General features: G+C 72.5%; 21 protein-coding genes. 8 read left to right on the top strand and 13 right to left on the bottom strand.

Going from position 1 to position 19,160, the window contains the following annotated elements:
- The first annotated feature begins 108 nt into the window (after positions 1-108).
- Complete coding sequence (locus tag C4U03_RS42640) at positions 109-1,815, top strand: sensor histidine kinase (RefSeq protein ID WP_146087568.1); 1,707 nt, start codon at positions 109-111, stop codon at positions 1,813-1,815.
- Between the two features lie 28 nt (positions 1,816-1,843).
- On the top strand, positions 1,844-2,515 hold the full coding sequence (locus C4U03_RS29375; protein ID WP_103942283.1) for a response regulator: 672 nt from the start codon (positions 1,844-1,846) through the stop codon (positions 2,513-2,515).
- A 158-nt stretch (positions 2,516-2,673) separates the two neighbouring features.
- On the opposite strand, the gene C4U03_RS29370 is transcribed toward C4U03_RS29375, so the two are convergent.
- Together C4U03_RS29370 and C4U03_RS29365 are read right to left on the bottom strand one after the other, a co-directional pair.
- Positions 2,674-3,360 (bottom strand): phosphatase PAP2 family protein, encoded by a 687-nt coding sequence (locus C4U03_RS29370; protein WP_103942281.1) that lies wholly within the window; start codon positions 3,358-3,360, stop codon positions 2,674-2,676.
- A 118-nt stretch (positions 3,361-3,478) separates the two neighbouring features.
- Positions 3,479-4,249, bottom strand: a complete 771-nt coding sequence (locus tag C4U03_RS29365) for a DedA family protein (protein ID WP_103942454.1) — start codon at positions 4,247-4,249, stop codon at positions 3,479-3,481.
- A 372-nt stretch (positions 4,250-4,621) separates the two neighbouring features.
- Between C4U03_RS29365 and C4U03_RS29360 the strand changes: the two genes are divergently transcribed.
- Positions 4,622-5,023 carry a DUF1707 SHOCT-like domain-containing protein gene (locus C4U03_RS29360; RefSeq protein ID WP_103942279.1) on the top strand — a complete coding sequence of 134 codons (402 nt, stop codon included), beginning with the start codon at positions 4,622-4,624 and terminating at the stop codon, positions 5,021-5,023.
- 75 nt (positions 5,024-5,098) lie between these two features.
- On the opposite strand, the gene C4U03_RS29355 is transcribed toward C4U03_RS29360, so the two are convergent.
- Entirely contained in the window at positions 5,099-6,175 is a 1,077-nt protein-coding gene (locus C4U03_RS29355) for a tyrosine-type recombinase/integrase (protein WP_103942277.1), read from the bottom strand.
- Positions 6,176-6,550: 375 nt separating this feature from the next.
- Here C4U03_RS29355 and rsgA point away from each other — a divergent pair, with 375 nt between their 5' ends.
- Together rsgA and C4U03_RS29345 are read left to right on the top strand one after the other, a co-directional pair.
- Positions 6,551-7,624, top strand: coding sequence for a ribosome small subunit-dependent GTPase A (gene rsgA / locus C4U03_RS29350; protein WP_103942275.1), 1,074 nt, complete (start codon positions 6,551-6,553; stop codon positions 7,622-7,624).
- A gap of 89 nt (positions 7,625-7,713) precedes the next feature.
- Positions 7,714-8,226, top strand: coding sequence for a GNAT family N-acetyltransferase (locus tag C4U03_RS29345; protein WP_103942273.1), 513 nt, complete (start codon positions 7,714-7,716; stop codon positions 8,224-8,226).
- A gap of 239 nt (positions 8,227-8,465) precedes the next feature.
- Here C4U03_RS29345 and C4U03_RS40700 read toward each other — a convergent pair whose 3' ends face one another.
- Positions 8,466-8,627, bottom strand: coding sequence for a MerR family transcriptional regulator (locus tag C4U03_RS40700; RefSeq protein WP_160147133.1), 162 nt, complete (start codon positions 8,625-8,627; stop codon positions 8,466-8,468).
- Positions 8,628-8,651: 24 nt separating this feature from the next.
- Here C4U03_RS40700 and C4U03_RS29340 point away from each other — a divergent pair, with 24 nt between their 5' ends.
- Positions 8,652-9,221, top strand: coding sequence for an erythromycin esterase family protein (locus tag C4U03_RS29340; protein WP_407701462.1), 570 nt, complete (start codon positions 8,652-8,654; stop codon positions 9,219-9,221).
- A gap of 244 nt (positions 9,222-9,465) precedes the next feature.
- On the opposite strand, the gene C4U03_RS29335 is transcribed toward C4U03_RS29340, so the two are convergent.
- Positions 9,466-10,521 (bottom strand): tyrosine-type recombinase/integrase, encoded by a 1,056-nt coding sequence (locus C4U03_RS29335; RefSeq protein ID WP_103942271.1) that lies wholly within the window; start codon positions 10,519-10,521, stop codon positions 9,466-9,468.
- A 1,049-nt stretch (positions 10,522-11,570) separates the two neighbouring features.
- On the bottom strand, positions 11,571-12,155 hold the full coding sequence (locus tag C4U03_RS29330) for a TetR/AcrR family transcriptional regulator (RefSeq protein WP_103942269.1): 585 nt from the start codon (positions 12,153-12,155) through the stop codon (positions 11,571-11,573).
- A gap of 53 nt (positions 12,156-12,208) precedes the next feature.
- On the opposite strand from C4U03_RS29330, the gene C4U03_RS29325 reads away from it, so the two are divergent.
- Entirely contained in the window at positions 12,209-12,898 is a 690-nt protein-coding gene (locus tag C4U03_RS29325; protein WP_103942267.1) for an enoyl-CoA hydratase-related protein, read from the top strand.
- Between the two features lie 53 nt (positions 12,899-12,951).
- Here C4U03_RS29325 and C4U03_RS29320 read toward each other — a convergent pair whose 3' ends face one another.
- The 5 genes from C4U03_RS29320 to C4U03_RS29305 all read right to left on the bottom strand — a co-directional run bounded on the left by C4U03_RS29320 (position 12,952) and on the right by C4U03_RS29305 (position 17,047).
- Complete coding sequence (locus C4U03_RS29320) at positions 12,952-13,929, bottom strand: sterol desaturase family protein (RefSeq protein ID WP_103942265.1); 978 nt, start codon at positions 13,927-13,929, stop codon at positions 12,952-12,954.
- Positions 13,930-14,031: 102 nt separating this feature from the next.
- Positions 14,032-14,619, bottom strand: coding sequence for a helix-turn-helix transcriptional regulator (locus tag C4U03_RS29315; protein WP_235018233.1), 588 nt, complete (start codon positions 14,617-14,619; stop codon positions 14,032-14,034).
- 3 nt (positions 14,620-14,622) lie between these two features.
- Positions 14,623-14,820, bottom strand: coding sequence for a cupin domain-containing protein (locus tag C4U03_RS42135; protein WP_235018232.1), 198 nt, complete (start codon positions 14,818-14,820; stop codon positions 14,623-14,625).
- A 326-nt stretch (positions 14,821-15,146) separates the two neighbouring features.
- Positions 15,147-15,929, bottom strand: a complete 783-nt coding sequence (locus C4U03_RS29310) for an HAD-IIA family hydrolase (RefSeq protein WP_103942452.1) — start codon at positions 15,927-15,929, stop codon at positions 15,147-15,149.
- Positions 15,930-15,976: 47 nt separating this feature from the next.
- Positions 15,977-17,047, bottom strand: coding sequence for an aminotransferase class V-fold PLP-dependent enzyme (locus C4U03_RS29305; protein WP_103942263.1), 1,071 nt, complete (start codon positions 17,045-17,047; stop codon positions 15,977-15,979).
- Positions 17,048-17,131: 84 nt separating this feature from the next.
- Between C4U03_RS29305 and C4U03_RS29300 the strand changes: the two genes are divergently transcribed.
- Positions 17,132-18,115 (top strand): LysR family transcriptional regulator, encoded by a 984-nt coding sequence (locus C4U03_RS29300; protein ID WP_103942261.1) that lies wholly within the window; start codon positions 17,132-17,134, stop codon positions 18,113-18,115.
- 6 nt (positions 18,116-18,121) lie between these two features.
- Here the strand turns inward: C4U03_RS29300 and C4U03_RS29295 are convergent, their stop codons facing one another.
- Positions 18,122-18,586: an SRPBCC family protein gene (locus C4U03_RS29295; RefSeq protein ID WP_103942259.1), complete on the bottom strand. Its 465-nt coding sequence runs from the start codon at positions 18,584-18,586 to the stop codon at positions 18,122-18,124.
- A gap of 134 nt (positions 18,587-18,720) precedes the next feature.
- Positions 18,721-19,125: a hypothetical protein gene (locus C4U03_RS29290; RefSeq protein WP_103942257.1), complete on the bottom strand. Its 405-nt coding sequence runs from the start codon at positions 19,123-19,125 to the stop codon at positions 18,721-18,723.
- Positions 19,126-19,160: the final 35 nt, after the last annotated feature.

Genomic DNA, 19,160 nt, shown 5'->3' with positions numbered 1-19,160 from the left:
TCTGCCGCCGGGAACGGTCTGGGCGCCTGGTCTTGTGGCCTGCGGTCGTGGGCAGGGTTGACTTTCGGCAGTGTTGGGCCGGTTCGGGGGCCTTGTAGCGTCGGCGGGATGAAGGGGACTGGTCCGCCCTCGGCCGGTCTGCGGGAGGGGCGTCACGGCGACGGCCCTGCCGGTGAGCGGGCCTGGCGGGCGTTGTGGTGGGGGCGGCGGCGTGCTGTGCTGCGTGGTGCCGCGCTGTGGGCGGTGCTGGCTGTGCCGGTGCTGGCGGGTCTGCCGGAGGGGGCCGCGGCGGCGGCCGTGCAGTTGGCGGGGCTGGGGGTGCTGGCCGTTGTGCTGGCGGCGATCCGGTGGCCGCTGCCGGCGCTGGTGGCGGCGTTCGCGTTGCTGCTGGCCGGTGGGAACTTCGTGTTCGCGTTGCCGGTGGTCAGCTACCGGATGGGCCGGTATTCGCCGGGTACCCGTTCGGTGGTGTGGGCCTACACCCTCATCTGCGTGGGCGGCGTGCTGGTCAACACGGCCCAGGGGACGCCGGTGACGGTCTGGTTTCCGCTGACGGTGTGGCTGGTGCTGCTGGGGGTGCTGCCGTGGCTGGCCGGGCGGGCCTGGCGGCAGTACATCGAGCTGGTGCGGGCCGGGTGGCAGCGTGCCGAGCAGTTGGAACGCGAGCAGCAGATCATCGCCGAGCGAGAGCGGCTGCGTGAACGTTCCCGTATCGCTCAGGACATGCACGATGGACTGGGTCACGAGCTCGGCCTCATCGCGTTGCGCGCCGGGGCGCTGGAGCTGGCCGCCGACTTGGAGGAGCGGCATCGGGCCGCGGCCGCCGAGTTGCGCGTCTCGGCGGCCGTGGCCACCGAGCGGCTCGCGGAGATCATCGGGATGCTGCGCGAGGATGCCGAGCCGGCGCCGCTGGAACCGGCCGGCGGTGACATCGCCGCGCTGGTGGAACGGGCCGCCTCCTCGGGTATGGCCGTCGTCCTGCACGATGGCGGCCTTGAGGACGGCTTTGAGGATGGTACTCAGGGGTGCGCTGGTGATGCCTCGTCCGGGCAGCAGGGGCGGGCGGCGCCGATGACCGGCATGAGGGTCGATATGGCCGAGCGGGCCGCCTACCGGGTGGTGCAGGAGGCCCTCACCAACGCCGCCAAGCACGCGCCGGGCGCCGCGGTGAGCGTACGGCTGGCCCGCTCGCCCGGCCACACCGTGGTGAGCGTCACCAACGCCGCGCCGCCGGACGGTGCGCCACCGGTCCGCACCGGCGGCGGGCTCGGGTTGACGGGGTTGCGGGAACGTGTCCGCCTGGCGGGCGGCACCCTGCGCACCGGTCCCACCGCTGGTGACGGTTTCCAGGTCAGCGCGCGTCTTCCCCGCCTGGCCGCCTGCACCGCCCGCCCGGACGTGCCGGTGGGCACCGGTGTGGGGGAGCGGTCCGGTGGCACGGCCTCGCAGCTGGCGCGGCGCCGCCGTCTGCTGCGCCGTGACCTGATTCTCCTGGCCGCCCTGGCGGCGGTCATGGCCGGCTACTACGTGCACGCCACCGTCAACTCGGTGCTGCCGCCGGCGGCGTTCGCCGGGCTGACGGTCGGGCAGACCCGCGCCGAGATCGCCGATGTCCTGCCGGCCCGGCAGTGGTGGGGCGGGTCGCCGTCCACGGGGCCGCCCGCTCCGCCCGGCAGCACCTGCGAGCACTACCGGCCTGATGCCAACCCGCTGGGCGTCGGGCAGGTGTACCGGCTGTGCTTCGCCGGCGGCCGGCTGGTCGCCAAGGACGTCTTCGCCGCCGCTGTGTCCGGTGACGCCGCCGCGAACTCCTGACCGTCCCCACAGGTGAAAGGGAACGCTGTTGAGCATCCGGGTGCTGCTGGCCGACGACGAGGCGATGATCCGCGCCGGGGTCCGTGCCATCGTGGCCACCGACCCCGCTTTGGAGGTCGTTGCTGAGGCCGCCGACGGCCACCAGGCGATCGAGGCCGCCCACCGGTATCGGCCCGACGTCGCCTTGGTGGACATCCGCATGCCCCGCTTGGACGGTCTGGCGGCCGCCGCCGAGATCCGCCGTACCGCCCCGGCCACTGCCGTGATCATGCTGACCACGTTCGGGGAGGACGATTACATCGCCCGTGCCTTGAGCGAGGGCGCGGCGGGGTTCCTGCTCAAGTCTGGTGACCCGCGTGAGCTGTTGGCCGGTGTGCATGCCGTTGCCGCGGGCGCCGCCTATCTGTCACCGCGGGTCGCCCACCGCGTGATCGCTCATCTCGGCGGCGGGGACCGCATGGCGCGCGGGGCCGCCGCCCGCCGCCGCACCGATGCTCTCACCACCCGTGAACGGCAGGTGCTGGCGCTGCTGGGCGCCGGGATGTCCAACGCCGAGATCGCCGGCCGGCTGCACATCGTCGAAGGCACCGTCAAGGCCTACGTCAGCGCGATCCTGACCCGCCTGGACGTCCGCAACCGTGTCCAGGCGGCGGTTCTGGCTCACGAGGCCGGGCTCGTCACCGACGTTCCCGGCCTCTGACCGTCTCTTCACCACCCCGGGTGGGCCGGCTGTGATCGCCGCCGGGGACGGTCGCCGGGGACAAAGACGGGCGGCCCGGTCCCTGCCAGGGGAACCGGGCCGCCCGTACCCGTCGTGTCGCCGGCGGCGCCGCCGTCAGCGGTGATCACACGGCCGGGTTACACCCCCACGCCGTCGCGGTTGGCGCCCGTCACCGCCGCCGGGTCCTGCGGTGTCGCAGGGCCCGGCACGGTCTGCGCGGGGAGGACGGCCGCCGTCAGCAGCGGGGCCGTCACCGGCAGGTCCCGCAGCCGCCTGACCGCCAGCGCCGCCGGTGCGGCCACCGCCAGCGCCAGCCCCGCCGCTACCAGCGAGCCGAGCAGGAACCCGGCCGCCACATCGTGCGGGTAGTGCACGCCCACGAACACCCGCGAGAACGCCATCACCGCCGCCAGCGGCAGCACCAGCGGCGCCACCGTCCGCCACGCCACCGCCAGCGCCATCGCCGACGCCGCCGCGATCGTGGCGTGGTTGCTGGGGAAGGACCAGTCGCCCACCGCCGGGCACTCGGCGATGTTCATCGCCCCGGCCACGGCCCGGCACGGCCGCTCCTCCTCGATCAGGCTCTTGGACACCTCGCTGACCAGGTAGGCGGCCACCGTCACCAGCGGGCACACCAGCGCCAGTGCCATCGTCCGCGCGTCACGGGCGCGCGCCCGCCACCAGCCGGCCACGAACAGCGCCGCAAACAGCAGCAGCCCGGCGTCCGTGCCGACCTCGGCGACCGTGTGCACCCACGGGGGAGTGCCATGCGCGAACTCGGTGATGCTGCGATACCACTCCGCGCTGAAATCCGGCGCCTGCATGCTCTCCCTCGACTTTTCACCCCAAGACCCCCACACCCGTGTGAAGGCCGCGTACACCTACAGATGCTCCATCAGACACGCAGAGTTCACACGTGGTTCACCGTAATGTGCCGAATAATCACGATCTTGGTCGCAGGTCACCGAACCGGGGACAGGACCGTATGGAACGGGTGGAAGCCGGGCGGGACCTCAGCGTCCCCGCACACCCCACGCCCCCGGCCGCGTCCGCCCCGTCCCTCGCCGTACCGGCCGGCAAGGGAGTGGCACCACGCCGAGCACCCCGCCCGGCCCGGCCCGCCCGCCGTGACCACGCGAATCGGGCCGACTCCACGCCCGCCGTGATCCCCACCGCCAGCCCGAACCCGACCAGCAGCCCACGGACCGGGTCCTCCTCGAACGCCCGGCCCCCCACATAGCCCGCCAGCGCCGCGTACCAGGCCCAGCTCACCGCCGCCACGGCCGCGAACACCACGAACAGCCGCGCCGGATACCCCACCGCGCCCATCGTCACCGTCACCGCGGTCCGCCCGCCCGGCACGTACCGCGCCACCACCAGGACCAGCCCGCCGCGCCGCCGCAGCGTCCGCTCCGCCCGCTCCAGGGCCCGGCCCCGCCGCGTCCGCCGCCGCCACCGGCTCACCCGTCCCCGCGACGACCGCCCCATCCAGAACGCCACGTGGTCACCGACGAACGCGCCCGCCGCCGCGCACGCCACCACCCCCACCAGATTCGGCTCTCCCGAGGCCGCGTACACCCCCGCCATGATCACCAGGCTCTCGCTCGGCACCGCGGGAAAGAACGCGTCCACGCACGCGAACGCCAACAACGCCGCGTAAAACCACGGCGAGGTCACCGCCCCCCGCAGCCCCTCTAGCACCTGATCGATCATCTGCCCCACCCGCCTACCCGAACCCTCGACACGACCGGCCCCACGACCCGGCCCGGCACACCTCCCCGAACCTAGAAATCCCGCCGCGCCCCCACATCCCACCCACGGCACCCTCCACCCCCCACTTTCGGTGGGGTGACCGCTCATCCGCCCGGATGACCGACCCCACGACTACGCGGAGCTGCCTTTGGGGACCCGGGCCCGGGCGGCGGGCCGTCCACAGGCGTCCTGCCGACGATGTACGGCCCGCTCATCGCCGCGGAGGATGAAAACACCCCCGCACAGGGCCAGGCTGAACACAGGAAGGAGACCGGTATGAACGCTCCCCGAGCACACCCTCAACCATCACGGCGAACATCGCAGGAGCCCTGGATGCGCGCCGGTGACGCCGACCGCGACGCCACCATCCAGGCCCTCGGCGACGCTTTGGCCGAAGGACGCCTCGACCCGGCCGAACACGACAGCCGCCTCACCCGCGCCGCCACCGCCACCACCTTCGGCCAGCTCGCCGCCCTCACCGCCGACCTGCCGCCCTCACCCTCGGCGGCCACCGGAGGGCAGACCACCACAGACCCCGCCCACCGGCAGGACGACCGCCGCGCATGGCTGAAGGAAGTCCAGTACTGGCTCGGCGGCGCGCTCGTGATGAACCTCATCTGGGCCGCGCAGTCCCTCAAAGACCACCAGTGGGCCTCCTACTGGCCCGCCGTGCCCCTGGGCATCTGGGCCGCGATCCTGCTGACCTACCTCATCTGGCCACAAGACCGCGACTGACCCGCCGCTCCAGGCCCCCTCCGTACCGGACCCGCCACCGAGCCCGTCAAGGCACCGGCGGCCCGCCCCGCCTCATCACCCCTCACCGGGACCGCCGCGCAACAGCGGATGGATCCGCATCGCCGCCTCCAACTCCCCGGGAAGCTCATCGCGGTAACGGCCCAGCGTCGACAGATCCGCATGCCCCAGCACCCGCCGTACCGCGTCCATGTCCGTCGCCGCCGCCAGCAGGTGCGTCGCCGTCGTATGCCGCAGCCCGTGCGGCGTCACCTGCCGCCGCCGTGACGGCTCCACCCGCGCCAGCACCCGGTCGATCACCGCCTGCACATCACCGCGCGCCAGCCGTCGGCCCCGCCACGACAGCAGCAACGCCTTCGGCTCCATCCCCCGGTCCAGCACCGGGCGGCCCCGCTCCACATACGCCTCCAGCACCCGCGCGACCGGACGGGGGAGCGGCACGTCCCGCGTCCGCCCGCCCTTGCCGAAGATCCGCCAGTACCGGTCACCGTCGTTGACGAAGAAGTCCTCCACATTGGCCCGTGTCAGCTCCGACACCCGCGGCCCCATCGTCGCCAGCAGCAGCACCACCAGCGCGTCCCGCAACTCGGTCCGCTGGTCGCGCCGCCTGCCCTGGCCGTGCCCGCCGCCGTCGTCGGCCAGCCGCTGCGCTGCGCCCACCAGCCCACCGGCCTGTTCCACCGTCAGCGCCCGCCGCTCAGCGCGCAGCCCGCCCCGCTGCCTGGCCGACACCGTCACCGCCTGCATCGGGTCCAGCTGCACCCACCCCGCCGTCACCGCATAACGGAAGAACACCGACACCGACCGGCGGAACCTGGCCTGCGAGGCCGCGCTCTGCACCGCCTCACCCACCCGCCGCCCCTCCCGGCCCCGCTCATCCAGGGCCTGCCCGTCGCGGCGGCGGCCGTCGGCGCGGCGCGCGAACGCCAGCAGCACCGCGTCCACATCGGCGCCGTCCAGCTCGTCCAGTACCCGGCCCGGTCCCGCCAGCTCCGCGAAGGTGCCCACGTCACGGCAGTACACCTCGGCGGTGGCGGGGGAGAACTGCCCGGTCAACGTCTTGGCCCGCACCATCTCCACATAACGGTCGACGGCTTCCTGTACGGAGACGGGTTCGATCTTGGCGGGCCGCATGCACCGGAACCCTAACGGCCCCCACCGACAAACCCCGACACCCCGGCCACCACAGGCGGCCGCCGCACGCACCCGGCCGCCCCTCCGCTCCGCCGTCCGAACCCGCGACCGAGGCCGGCAAAAAAGCGATCGCTGCCTTCCACCGAAAGTGCTAGGCTCCCGATCTGCTGGTCTTGGATTCTCGGAGGAAAGGGAGGTGAGGTTTGATGACCGCGGTGAAGGCCGCTGCCGTGAGCAGCGCCCGGACGACCCTGACCATCCTCACGTCCCGGGCCCCGGTCTGACCCACTTCTTCTCTGCCGTAAGCCCGTCCGGCTGCTAAGGCGGAGCGGCGTCTGCGTCTCGTCGGGGCCCCTTCACCAAAGGTGCCTCACCTTGTCGAACCTCTTCGACTCCGGCCTGTCCCGCTACGGATGGACCGCAGCACTCGACCACGCCTTCACAGAACACCACAAGGCCGGCCTGATGCCGGCCCGGATCGTACGGGTGAACCGCGGCCTGTGCGACGCGGTCACCGAGTCCGGGCCGACGCGAGCCCGGATCGCGGCGGCGTACTCGCCCGATCCGCTCCAGGCGCCGTGCACCGGCGACTGGGCCGCGCTGCGCCCAGGCCCCGACCCGGAACTGGTCGCCCTGCTACCGCGAAGCAGCGCCATCGTGCGCTCGTCGGCCTCCCGCTCCTCCCACGGGCAGGTGCTCGCCGCCAACATCGACATCGTCGCCGTCGTCGTCTCCCTGGCCGTTGCGCTGGACGCGGCCCGGCTGGAGCGGCTGCTGGCCCTGGCCTGGGACAGCGGCGCCAGGCCGCTGATCGTGCTCACCAAGGCGGACCTGGCCCCCGACCCGGCCGCCGCGCACGCCGAGGCGGCCGCGCTGGCACCCGGCGTGGACGTCCTAGTCACCAGCGTGACCACCGGTCAGAACCTCGACGTACTGACCGCGCTGCTGAGCGGCAGCACCACGGTCCTGCTCGGCTCCTCGGGCGCGGGCAAGTCCAGCCTCGGCAACGCGCTGCTCGGCGACGAACTCCTGGCCACCAGCGAGGTACGGGCACAGGACGGCAAGGGGCGTCACACCACCGTCCGCCGCGAGCTGGTGCCCCTTCCCGGCGGCGGCGTCCTCATAGACACGCCCGGCCTGCGCGGCATAGGCCTCTACGACACCACCGACGGCCTGGAACACGTCTTCGCCGAGATCGAAGACCTCGCCCGGGACTGCCGCTTCGGTGACTGCGCCCACCACACCGAGCCCGGCTGCGCGGTACTGGCCGCCATCGAGGCGGGAGAGCTGACCGAACGCCGCCTCAACAGCTATCGCAAACTGCAACGCGAGAACGCCTGGGCGGCCTCACGCAAGGACGCGCGGCTGCGCGCCGAGCGCAGCAACCGGCAGAAGGCCATCACCAGCCAACTGCGCGCGACCTACAAGTTCAGAAACCGGAAGTCATGACCGGCCACAGGCCCCCCGGACATCCCCGCCACGCCACAGGCGTACGCCCGCGCCCGCAGACGAGCACAGAAACGGACCCCAACCCTGCCATGACCGTCTCCTGGACCACCCGCCCCGAGACCGCCGCCGACCTCGCCCAGATCCGCGAGGTCAACCTCGCCGCCTTCCCCACCCCGCACGAGGCCGACCTGGTCGAGGCGCTGCGGGCCGACCCGCAGGCGTGGATCCCCGGCCTGTCCCAGATCGCCGAGGCGCCCGGCGGCGGCATCGCCGGCTTCGCCCTGCTCACGCGTTGCCACGTTGATGACGCTCCGGCGCTCACCCTGGGCCCGTGCGCCGTCAGGCCCGAGCACCAGCGGCAAGGCGCCGGCTCCGCCGCGATCCGCGCCGTCCTACGCGCCGCCCGCGAGCAAGGTGAGAACCTCGTGCTCGTGCTGGGCCACGCCGAGTACTACCCGCGTTTCGGCTTCACCCCGGCCTCCGATCACGCCATCCGGCCGCCCTTCGACGTCGAGGACAAGTACATGATGGCGCTCGCCTTCGACCCCACACGGCCCGTGCCGGCCGGCACGATCCACTACCCGAAGGCGTTCGGACTCTGACCTCGGCACGTCATCAAGGTGCCTGCCGGCGATCGGTCGTCCGTCGCCGGCAGGCACCCTCGACCATGCAACCCGCGAACTCTCCCTCGACCCGGGACCTGGAGAACACCGGCTCCCAGCGACCGCACACCGACACCCAAGGGAACGGTTCAGAGATGAAGGGCGCCGGCATGAAACGTGTTCGTAAGCCCTAAACGGGCGTGCTCGCGTAGGCCCCTCTTCGGCAGACGGCCGAAGCCTCATCCGCGTTCGCGGAGGTAGGCCTCCAATTCTGCGGCTCCGGTCAGCATCGTCCGCCCGCGGGCGGACAGCCGGCCCCGCCAGTCGCGAAGGGCGCCCTCCAGCGGCTCCAGCCCACCGGCCGCCCGCACCTGGGCGATCAGCGGGGCGATCTGCTCCAACAGGTAACCACCCCGCCTGAGCTGGTGGGTCAGCGGGATTCGATGATGGCCGACAACCTCTTCGCCATCGCCGAGCGGGGCCCGACGTTGGTCCACGCCCACAACGCCCACCTCCAGCGACACAAGAGCACGATGCGGATGGGCGGCCTGCCACTGGAGTGGTGGAGCGCCGGCGCGATCGTGAGCACCCGCCTGGGGGAGGAGTACGCCTTCCTGGCCACGGCCCTCGGCACGATCCGGCACCAGGGAGTGGACACCCCGCCTCCGGACACCGTCGAAGGGCTCCTGTACGTGCTCCCGGAGGACCACTACGTCGTCGATTCCCGCCGGCTGGTCACCACCTTCGGCAACGCGCGGCCCGCCCCCCGCGTGTCCCCCTACTACGGCTACTCCCCGCTGGACCCGGCCCACCTGGCCGACAGCGACGGCATCGTGTTCGTCAAGGACGTCCCGCAGACTGTTCTGGACGCACGTGAACTCCTACGGCCGGTTCGAGCTGGACATGAGCAGCCGTCTGGAGCCGAATCTGACCGCCCAGGCCGCGACGGTGTCCGGCCCGCGCACTCCCGAGGGTCAGTCCGCGGCGGCCCCTGACGAGAGCCGGGCGGGTTCACGTCTGTTGGCGCAGGTCGTCGATATGGGTGAGCACTTCATCCACGTACGGGCGCACCTGGGCCCTCAGCTGACAAGCCCACAGCCACAGACGAGGATGACCAGATCGGCGCTCCCATCTCATACCAGACAGAATCCAGCTTCTGTCCGGTATAGGACGGAAAGTCGCATCTATCCCTGTTCTGGGGTGAAGCGAGGCCGGGGGGAGCAGAGCCTGGCCGGAAGGTCAGGAGGGGGCGGGCGGCGGCGCCCCGGTGGTGTCATCGCCATCGGTGGCGTCGGTGGCGGGCACCTGCGGGCGGGTGGCGCGCAGGTGCTTGAGCACCGGCGCCGTCGCCGCCAGGTCCCGCAGCCCGTCCGCGGCGACCTTGGTGTAGATGCTGGTGGTGGCCAGGTTCTGATGACCGAGCGCGGCCTGCAGCTCGTTCAGCGACGCCCCGTTGTGCAGCACGCCCACCGCGTAGGTGTGCCGGAACACGTGCGCAAGCTCGCCCTCGGGCCGCCGAACGCCCGCACGCCGGAACCACTGGTCCACTCGGTACTCGATCATCCCGGTGGTGATCGCCCGGCCGGTCAGGGTGACCAGCAGCGGGTCGCCGGGCCCGAAGTCGCCCAGGCGCGCCCGCCGGTCGGCCAGGTAGTCCTCGACCGGCTCGGCCGCGGCCTCGTCGATCGGGACGTTGCGGTGCGCGCCGCCCTTGCCGCGCAGCCGCAGCAGGACGCCGCCGTCGTCGCGGACGACGTCGTGCACACGCAGGCCGACCACCTCCGAGGTGCGCGGCCCGGCGCCGGCGAACAGGGCGATGAGGGCGCGGTCCAGCAGGATCCACTGGCCGCGGCCGTGCTCATTGGGCGTGGAGGCGGCGCGTACGATCCGGCCGAGCTGGTCGTCGGTCAGCGCGACCGGGAGCCTGCGGGGCAGTCGGGGGGTCTCCAGGTCGGCCGCCGGGTCGGCGGGCAGGTGGCCGTTGCGCACCAGCCAGGCGCACCAGCCGCGGACGGCGGAGATCCTGCGGCTGCGGGTGGCCGCGGACTTGCTGTTGCGGAAGAAGGACGCCGCGGCGGCGGTCAGCGCCCGGCCGGTCAGGTGCGCGGTATGCAGCATTTGGAGCGGGTGCCGGTCGTCGGGCACGGTGACCGCGTGGTGGTCGGCCAGTGCGCGGCCCCAGGCTTGCAGGTCGGCGCGGTAGGCGGCCTCGGTGTTGTGGGACATGCCGCGTCCGGACGCGCGTTTGTGGTCCAGCCAGCGTTCGCTCAGCTCCAGCAGGGTCTCTTCGGCCACACCCACCTCCGTATCCAGGATAATACATATTATCCTGGATACAGGGTTCCCTCCCCTCGGCCGCCCGGCGTGGCGGGCGGGACTCGGCGCAGCCGCCGCGCTCTGGCCGCTACGTTCCGGTGACCGCCGGCGTGCCGCCGGTCCAGGGCGGCCCGACGTTCGGCAACAGCGAGGGTCACACGTCCTCGATCAGGATGCGAGCGGCGGGTGCCCGCCGACGATCACTCGCCCCGGTTCGCCCGATCGCACGGCCGTCCGGGGCCGGCCGCATGGCTTGCCGGGTGGCGTTCAAGGACGTCTCTGATCCGCCGCCGCTGATCGTGGAGGCCGGCCGGGTGGATCTGGAGCCGGCCTTGGGATCCGGTGAGGGACGTCCACCCCGTCCCCGTCGTATTCGGTGGCCTGCCGCATGGCATTCCCGAGACCCGCTCCAGGCTTTGCGCGACCCCGACGAGGTGGCGCATCACCAAGGCGCCCTGGGCGCCCGTTCCGGCTCTGCCTGGAGTTGCGGTGCTCCTCGGTGACCCCTGCGTCGAGGAGTTTCCGGCTCCCCGCTCCCCCGCCTGGACGGACCAACGATCTGCCGGCACCTCTCCCCCACCGGGGGTGTCGGTAGTACGGGATGGGACAACAACGGATATCCCTGACCTGCGCCGATACGGATTTTCGGGACGGTCGGTGATCGGGGTGCCACGGTTCGTGCCGTTTATGCAAGGGCAGGATCGCGAGGGTGGGTGGCGGCTTGGCTGCTCTCCGATGATCAGCTGGAGTGGCTGCGGTCGTTCCCCGGACCTCGGGCGGGACGAGCTGATCCGGTTCTCCACCTTGACGCCGGCGGATGTGGTGTTCGCGGATCCGGCCGGGGCCGTGGTTCGGCGGACCGTCTCGGGCTGTCCGGTTCTGTGCCTTGGTACGGCCGAGGCGTTGAACAGTGGTCTGCTGTGAGGCTGTTCCTCCATCTCCGGAGGGTTGGCGGTGGTCTAGCTGGAGGGGGCTGTGATCCTTAAGGGGCAGCCTGGTTGTCTCGTCGGCACGTGGGGTGTACGGGGTCAGGGGATGCCGCCTTTCAGGCGCCGCCGGCGGATCGTGTGGGCCACGATGTCGGCGGTCACCCGCAACGGCCTGGTGTCGTGGCTGGTACGGCTCAGGATGAGGGCTCCCTCGAACGCGGCCAGCACGTAGATCGCCAGGTCCTCGGCCGGCTCGATGCCCTCGGCCGCGAACCGGCGTGCCGTGGCGGCCCGCCAGCCGGCGAACACCTCCGCGCATGCGTGCCGCAGCGGTTCGCTGGTGCTGGCCGCCTCCAGTGCGACGGTGGCGATCGGGCACCCGTCGGCCCACCCGGACTTCTCCAGGGCCTCGGCGCTCAGTTGGAAGATGTCCCGGACGGCCTCGTCCGCGTTCGCCTCGGTCCGCTCGTACACCAGGTCGAACAACCGCAGGTAGCGTGCGCCCGCATGGTTGATCGTCTCGATGCCGAGCTGTTCTTTCCCGCCGGGGAAGAAGTGGTAGAGCGACCCCCACGGCGCCCCTGCTCCGGCCGTGATCTGTTTCAGCCCGGTCGCCGCGTATCCCTGTTCCCGGAACAACTGCGCTGCCGTCTCCAGTAGCCGCGCCCGCGTGTCAGAACCCATCCCGGCAGCCTAGCCCTTGCTTTCGCTAGATCGATCTATCTAGTATCCGCGGCATGATCCGTACCGGACTCCGTGGCCCCATCCAAGTGATCACCCTCGACCGTCCCGACCGGCGCAACGCCGTCGACGGCCCCATGGCCCAGGCCCTCGCTGAGGCCGCCCATACCGCCGAACGCGATGACCAGGTCCGCGTCATCGTTCTGGCCGGCGCGGGCGGCACCTTCTGCGCCGGCAATGACCTCAAGGCGATGGCCGCGGGTGACTTCCCCATCCCCACCGTGGACGGTCCGCCGCCCATGCGGGTCACCCGCACGCCTGCGGCCAAGCCGGTGATCGCGGCGATCGAGGGCTACTGTTTCGGCGGCGGCTTCGAGCTCGCTTTGTGGGCCGATCTGCGCGTCGCCTCTACGACCGCCGAGTTCGGCGCCCTCAACCTGGCCCATGGCCTGCCGTGCCTGGACGCGGGCACCGTACGTCTCCCCCGCCTCGTCGGCCAGGGCAGGGCTCTGGACATCCTGTTGACCGCCCGCCGCGTTTCCGCCGACCAGGCCCTCGCCTACGGGCTCATCACCCAGCTGGTCGACCCTGGCCAGGCCCTGGAACAGGCCCTGACGCTGGCCGAGGCTGTGGCCCGTCTACCGCTCGAAGCGCTGAACACCGCCCGCCGCTCCGTCCTGGACCAGTGGGCCCTGCCGGAGGACGAGGCGGCCCGAAACGAGGCCCGTCTGGCCCTGCGGCTTTGAGAATCCTCCCGGTCCTGGCGGCACAAGGCGCTACCGGCAGGAGCAGACACTGTCTACTGGGCTGCGCGAGATCGTGCGCCTTCCAGGGCGGCAGTGCCGGCGGTGCCTGTGGCCGGGCTGGTGGTGCAGGCGCCGGAGGTCTTGAAGGGTTCGGCCAGCTGGGCCAGGTAGCGCACCGGGTAGTGAGGTTTGGCGGCCATGCCCAGGTCGTCGGAGGTGAAGCGGCGGGCGCCGTCGTAGGAGTAGGTGCGCAGGGCGTGGTCCCAGATGAGGGTGAACAGGCCGAAGTTGACGTCCCCGATCCCGGCCCATTTGAGGTGGTGGAAGCGGTGGCCCTCGTTGAGCGCCAGCACGTGCTTGGCCGGGCCGATGCGGTAGTCGGCGTTGGAGTGCTGCAGCAGCAGTTGCGCCGCCACCGCCAAGGCCAGCGCGGAGGCCACGTCGACGGGCAGGCCGACCGCCAGCAGCGGGGTGATTCCGGCGGTCATCTCGATGGTCTGGTGCAAGGGGTGTTTCATCAGCCCGTTGAGGCCGTAGAAGCGCTTCACCGAGTGGTGCACGGCGTGGAAGCGCCACAGCATGCCGATCTTGTGGCTGGCGTAGTGCACCAGGGTGATTCCGGCGTCGGCGGCCAGGATCGCCGCCAGTACCTGCGCCCACAGCGGCCAGTGGTGCGGCCAGGTATCGGCCACGGTCACCGCGGCGGCCAGGGCGGGGATGGCGGCGAGGCTGCCCAGGATCAGGGTCTCATTGACCAGGGTGTGTGCGGCGTCGCGGCGGCCGTCGCCCAGTGGCCGGTTCCAATCGCTTTCGTAGGGCAGCAGGTGCTCGGCGGCGAACGAGGCGGCGATGGCGGCGGCCAGCAGCACCAGCAGCCACACCTTCCCGGCCCCGTGGGTGGCCCCGGCGGTGGTCAGCGCAATGGCGGCGCCGTTGACGCCCAGCAGCATCGCCGGGACGTACCCGTAGCGCACCGCCGTCCGCACCGCCCGCGCGGGCAGCGGACCGGTGGTGATCGTTGTCGTGCTCATGAGGCCTAGCCTGGCCGGGGCCAGGGCACCGGGCCTTGTACGCATCGGCTGGACCCGGCCGGCTGGGGGGGGCAGTTGAGGGCCGGGGCGGGGCCGGTGGTGCTATCGGGGGTGCCGGTGTCGGGGTGGGTGCCATCCGGCGGCGCGGGCGGCCTGGGTGGGGGTGATACCGAACATGGCGCGGCACACCCGGGTCAGGTGGGCGCTGTCGGTGAACCCGGCGGCGTGCGCGGCCTGGGTGAGCGTTCCACCCTCGCGGACGGTGTGCATCGTGGCCCGCAGGCGGACCCAGCGGACGTAGGCGGTGAACGGCAGGCCGAGTCGTTCGCTGAACAGGTGACGCAGTCGGCTGGGCGATAGGCTCACGGCCGCGGCGACCTCGGGCAGTCGGATGGGTCCGCCGGTCAGCTGCGGCAAAAGCGTAACGGCACGGTCCAGCGCATCGCCCCGCCCCCCGGGCCCACGCCCGCCCGACCACGCACCATCCGCCGCTGCATCGCCCGCCACCGCACCACCCGTCAGCGTCGCCACCGCGCGCTCGGCGATCTGCAGATCGGGCGTGGCCTCCTCCACCACGGCCAGGGCGGGCCGGGCGGCCTCGGTCCACGCGCCCACGTTGTCGCGTTCGGGCTGCACCCGGGCCGACAGTGCACGCCCCGCGCGGCCGGCGGAGTCGATGTACACCGTCATCCCCTAGGCGTCGCGTGCGTGCAGGGCATGCGGTACCCCCGCCGGGATCAGCGCCGCCCGCGCCTGGGCCGTCCGGCCGTGCCCGTCGGTGAGCATCACTTGGCCCGCCGTGACGAGCAGCAGTTGCGCGGCCGCGTGCGCGTGCCGGTGAGCCGCCCCCAGCTCACCGGCGAACGTCAGCCGCCCGGGCCGCAACTCCACCGCTCCCGCCCAAAGCGACCGATGGCGTGGCGACTGATCCGGCGCGTGTGCCATGGTCGCGTCTCCTTTTCTCGGCAGGCCGTGCCGTTCGGCGTGCCGACGACGGCCGTCAGGCGGAGGGGCAGCCAACGGGTGGTGCGGCGCCGGTAACGACGAATAACGGCGAATAACGGCGAAGACGTCGGCGAGTCTGCCCCGTGGTCCTTGAACGTCCGGCCGTCCCCCTACAGCGCCGGATTCACCGTTTGATCAAGCAGCTCGTAGCGGCCCTTCGGGAACCGGCCATGCACTGCGGCCGTTCGAGGTGGGGCCGCGGGGTGGGCGGGTCAGTCGATCATGTCGAGGACGTCGGCGATGGAGGGCACCACGCGGGAGGGGCGGTAGGGGAAGCGGTCGATCTGCTCGGCGCGGGTGACGCCGGACAGCACCAGGATGGTCTGCAGGCCGGCCTCCATCCCGGCGACGACGTCGGTGTCCATGCGGTCGCCGATCATGGCGGTGCTCTCGCTGTGCCCTTCGACGGCGTTGAGGGCGCTGCGCATCATCAGCGGGTTGGGCTTGCCGACGAAGTAGGGTTCGACGCCGGTGGCCTTGCTGATCATGGCGGCGACGGCGCCGCAGGCCGGTAGGGAGCCCTCGTGGGAGGGGCCGACCGGGTCGGGGTTGGTGGCGATGAAGCGGACGCCGTTTTCGATCAGCCGGATGGCCTTGGTGATCTGGGAGAAGCTGTAGGTGCGGGTCTCCCCCAGCACGACGTAGTCGGGGTTCAGGTCGGTCAGGACGTAGCCGACCTCGTGCAGGGCGGTGGTGAGGCCGGCCTCGCCGATGACGTACGCCGAGCCGCCGGGCCGCTGGTCGGCCAGGAACTGGGCGGTGGCCAGCGCCGAGGTCCAGATGGCCGACGCCGGGACCTGCAGGCCGGCGGCGGCCAGGCGGGCGGCCAGGTCGCGGGGGGTGTAGATGGAGTTGTTGGTCAGGACCAGGAAACGTTTGCCCGAGGCCGACAGCCGGCTGATGAACTCGGCGGCGCCGGGGACGGGCAGGCCTTCGTGGACCAGGACGCCGTCCATGTCCGACAGCCAGCACTCGATGGGCTTGTGCTTGCTCATGGGGCCATTGTCGCAGGTGATGATCTCTTGGTGGTCGTGTCGGCCGGTCACAGGGCGGCCGGTGACCTGGACAGGTGCCCGGTGAGGACGTCCAGGGCGCGGTCGACGTCCTCGGGGGTGGTCGACAGGTGGAAGGAGCAGCGCAGCCGGCCGGCGCGCACGGCGGCGACGACGCCGCGTTCGGCGAGGGCTTCGGCGGTGCCGTCGGGCACCGGCAGGGACACGATGGCCGAGGTGCCGGGGGGCAGGCCGAGGCCGGCGCGGAACCGGTTGGCCATGGCCAGGTTGTGGTGGTGGATGGCCTCGACGCCGACGTCGGCGAGCAGTTCCAGGGCGGGGGCCTGCCCGGTCCAGCACTGCCAGGCCGGGGACAGGTCCAGGCGGCGGGCGTCGTCGGCCAGGCGCAGGGGGGTGCCGTACAGGGAGTTCCACACGTCGGCGCCGGCGTACCAGCCGGCGCCGACGGGAGGCAGGGTGGCCAGGGCCTCGGGGGTGCCGGCCAGGAAGCAGGTGCCGCGCGGGCCCAGCAGCCATTTGTAGCCGGAGCAGACCAGCAGGTCGGCGCGGTCGGCGGGCAGTGGGAGCCAACCGGCGGCCTGGGTGATGTCCAGCAGGACGCGGGCGCCGCAGGCGTGGGCGGCGGTGATGAGGTCGTCCATGGGGGCGATGCGGCCGTCGCCGGACTGCACGGCCGAGACCGCGACCAGGTCCACGGTGGGGTCGACGGCGTCGGCGATGTGCTGCAGGGGGACGGAGCGGACGGTCAGGGCGGGGCGGGCCAGGAAGGGGAACAGCACCGAGGTGAAGTCGCCGTCGGCGACCAGGACGGTGGCGCCGTCGGGCAGGGAGGCGGCGGCCAGGCCGACGAAGTAGGAGGCCTGGGCGCCGACCGCGATCCGGTCGGGGGTCAGGTCGAGGAGGCGGGCGAAGGCGGCGCGGGAGCGGGCCACGTCCTGGTCGGCGGCGGCGGCCGTCATGCGGCCGGCGGCGCGGTCGTGTTCGGCGGCCAGCACCGCGGCGTGGGCGCGGCGTGGGGGCAGTCCGTAGGTGGCGGTGTTGAGGTAGGCGACGTCGGCGGTGAACTCGGCCTGCGCGGCGGCCAGGGAGATTGCGGGCATGGTCCGATCATGGTCCCGCCTGCAGGTATTAGGCAAAGTCTTATTTTCTGGGTGTGGCATCAGCGGCGTTGATATCTTGACGGGGTGTTGGATCTGCATCGGGCCCGGATTCTGCGGGAGGTGGCGCGGCTGGGGTCGATGACCGCCGCGGCGCAGGCGTTGTCGTACACGCAGCCGGCGGTGTCGCATCACATCGCGCGGCTGGAGGGCGAGGTCGGCACGCCGCTGGTGGTCCGGCACGGGCGGGGGGTGCGGCTGACCGAGGCGGGCCGGGTCCTGGTCGAGCACGTGGAGGCGGTACTGGCGCGGCTGGCCGACGCCGAGGAGCAGATCGCGGCGATTGCGGGGCTGCGGGCGGGCCGGGTGCGGGTGGCGGTGTTCCCGACGGCGGCTGCGGGGCTGCTGCCGGACGCGCTGGTGGCGTTGCGGGCCCGCGCCCCGCAGGTGACGGTGTCGCTGCGGGAGGAGGAGCCGCCCGGTGCGCTGGCGGCGCTGCGGGCCGGTGAGGTGGATCTGGCGGTGGTGTTCTCCTACACCGAGGGCGAGGGTGAGGGCGGTGCGGCCGGGCTGCGCCGGGTGCCGTTGCTGACCGACCCGGTGCGGCTGGCCGTGCCCGCCGGTCACCGCCCCAGCGGTGCCGCCGGGGTACGGCTGGCGGACCTGGCCGGGCAGACGTGGGCGTCGGGGTGCCAGCGGTGCCGAGGGCATCTGGTGCGCGCGTGCCGGGCGGCGGGGTTCGAACCGAAGATCGCGTTCGCCACCGACGACCACATCGCGGTGCAGCGGCTGGTGGGGCGGGGGCTGGCGGTGACGGCGCTGCCGGCGCTGGCGTTCACGCTGCACCGTGAGCCGGGGGTGGCGGTGCTGGCGGCGGCGGAGCTGGGGCGGCGGCACATCACCGCGCTGGTGCCGGACGGGCCGCGTCCGCCGGCGGTGGCCGCGCTGCTGGATGAGCTGGTGGCGGCCGCGGCGGCCCTGCCGGATGTGGCGCAGCAGGTGGCGGGGGGAACGGGCCCGGCCGCCCCGCGGGCCCTGGACGTGGGTCCCGCGGCGGCGGCCGGCGCGTGAACGGGGTCAGATGGTCGGGTTCTGGCCGACCTCACCGCGCCAGGCGCCGGTCTCAGTGCCGCGCGCCTCGATGAACTTCTTGAAGTTGCGCAGGTCGCCCTTGACGCGGCGCTCGACGATGTTGAGGGCGTCGGCGGCCTTCTCGGCCATGCCCTCGGGGGCGAACTCCATCTGGAGCATGACCCGGGTACGGCCGGGGGCCAGCCGGTGGAAGGTCACCACACCGGCCTGACGGGGCTGTTCCAGGGACGTCCAGGCGACCCGCTCGTCCGGGCGCTGCTCGGTGATCTCGGCGTCGAACTCGCGGGTGACGCCGCCGATCTTGGTATGCCAGTGGGTGCGGGTGTCGCTGACCTGGTCGATGCGTTCCACGCCCTCCATGAAGCGGGGGAACTCCTCGAACTGCGTCCACTGGTCGTAGGCGGTGCGGACGGGGACCTCGACGTCGATCGACTGCTCGATGGTGCTCATGGGATTTCTCTCCTTTCCATCGGGGCCGACGACCCTCCCCGGGCAAAGCGCGGCTAAACACCCGGCGCGCAGTGTGCCGGGTGCCGCGCCCGGGCGTTCGGGTGCGTGCGCGGATGCGCCGGGCCCTGCGCCGTTCAGTCCCCGGCGGGGTCGGGCGGGCCGGCCAGGGCGCGGGCGGCGGCCTCCTCCTCGGGGGTCAGGCCCAGGTGGGCGTCGCCCAGGTCGCGGCGGGCCTGCTCGTCGATCCAGCGGTGGTGGGCCTCCCAGGCCGCCTGCTTGCTGGAGCCCAGTGCGGCGCCGATCTGTGACCAGGAGGCCCCGGCGGCGCGGGCCGAGCGCACCACCAGTTGCCTGCCGTAGGCGGCCTTGCGGGCGATGACCTCCCCCAGCGCCAGCAGTTCCAGGGCCTGCTGGCGGGTCAGCGCCGCCGGGGCGTCCGGCTCGTCGCAGGCCAGGGCGTGGCGGGTGGCCAGCTCGTCGTGGCGGGCGACGGCGGTGCGCAGGGTGTGCAGCTTCTCGAGCGTGTCGGGTGTGTGCATGCAGCCCACTCTGACGTCAGGGCACCTTGACGTCA

It is taken from the genome of Thermomonospora echinospora (assembly GCF_900108175.1).
GTDB lineage: Bacteria > Actinomycetota > Actinomycetes > Streptosporangiales > Streptosporangiaceae > Thermomonospora > Thermomonospora echinospora.
The sequence above is the reverse complement of the archived record's forward strand: the minus strand, read 5'-3'. Positions and strand labels throughout refer to the sequence as shown.

Coding starts and splice junctions, on each gene's coding strand:
- C4U03_RS42640 (WP_146087568.1), top strand. CDS start 109: ATGAAGGGGACTGGTCCGCCCTCGGCCGGTCTGCGGGAGGGGCGTCAC.
- C4U03_RS29370 (WP_103942281.1), bottom strand. CDS start 3,360: ATGCAGGCGCCGGATTTCAGCGCGGAGTGGTATCGCAGCATCACCGAG.
- C4U03_RS29365 (WP_103942454.1), bottom strand. CDS start 4,249: ATGATCGATCAGGTGCTAGAGGGGCTGCGGGGGGCGGTGACCTCGCCG.
- C4U03_RS29360 (WP_103942279.1), top strand. CDS start 4,622: ATGCGCGCCGGTGACGCCGACCGCGACGCCACCATCCAGGCCCTCGGC.
- C4U03_RS29355 (WP_103942277.1), bottom strand. CDS start 6,175: ATGCGGCCCGCCAAGATCGAACCCGTCTCCGTACAGGAAGCCGTCGAC.
- C4U03_RS29345 (WP_103942273.1), top strand. CDS start 7,714: ATGACCGTCTCCTGGACCACCCGCCCCGAGACCGCCGCCGACCTCGCC.
- C4U03_RS29330 (WP_103942269.1), bottom strand. CDS start 12,155: ATGGGTTCTGACACGCGGGCGCGGCTACTGGAGACGGCAGCGCAGTTG.
- C4U03_RS29325 (WP_103942267.1), top strand. CDS start 12,209: ATGATCCGTACCGGACTCCGTGGCCCCATCCAAGTGATCACCCTCGAC.
- C4U03_RS29320 (WP_103942265.1), bottom strand. CDS start 13,929: ATGAGCACGACAACGATCACCACCGGTCCGCTGCCCGCGCGGGCGGTG.
- C4U03_RS29315 (WP_235018233.1), bottom strand. CDS start 14,619: ATGACGGTGTACATCGACTCCGCCGGCCGCGCGGGGCGTGCACTGTCG.
- C4U03_RS29310 (WP_103942452.1), bottom strand. CDS start 15,929: ATGAGCAAGCACAAGCCCATCGAGTGCTGGCTGTCGGACATGGACGGC.
- C4U03_RS29305 (WP_103942263.1), bottom strand. CDS start 17,047: ATGCCCGCAATCTCCCTGGCCGCCGCGCAGGCCGAGTTCACCGCCGAC.
- C4U03_RS29295 (WP_103942259.1), bottom strand. CDS start 18,586: ATGAGCACCATCGAGCAGTCGATCGACGTCGAGGTCCCCGTCCGCACC.
- C4U03_RS29290 (WP_103942257.1), bottom strand. CDS start 19,125: ATGCACACACCCGACACGCTCGAGAAGCTGCACACCCTGCGCACCGCC.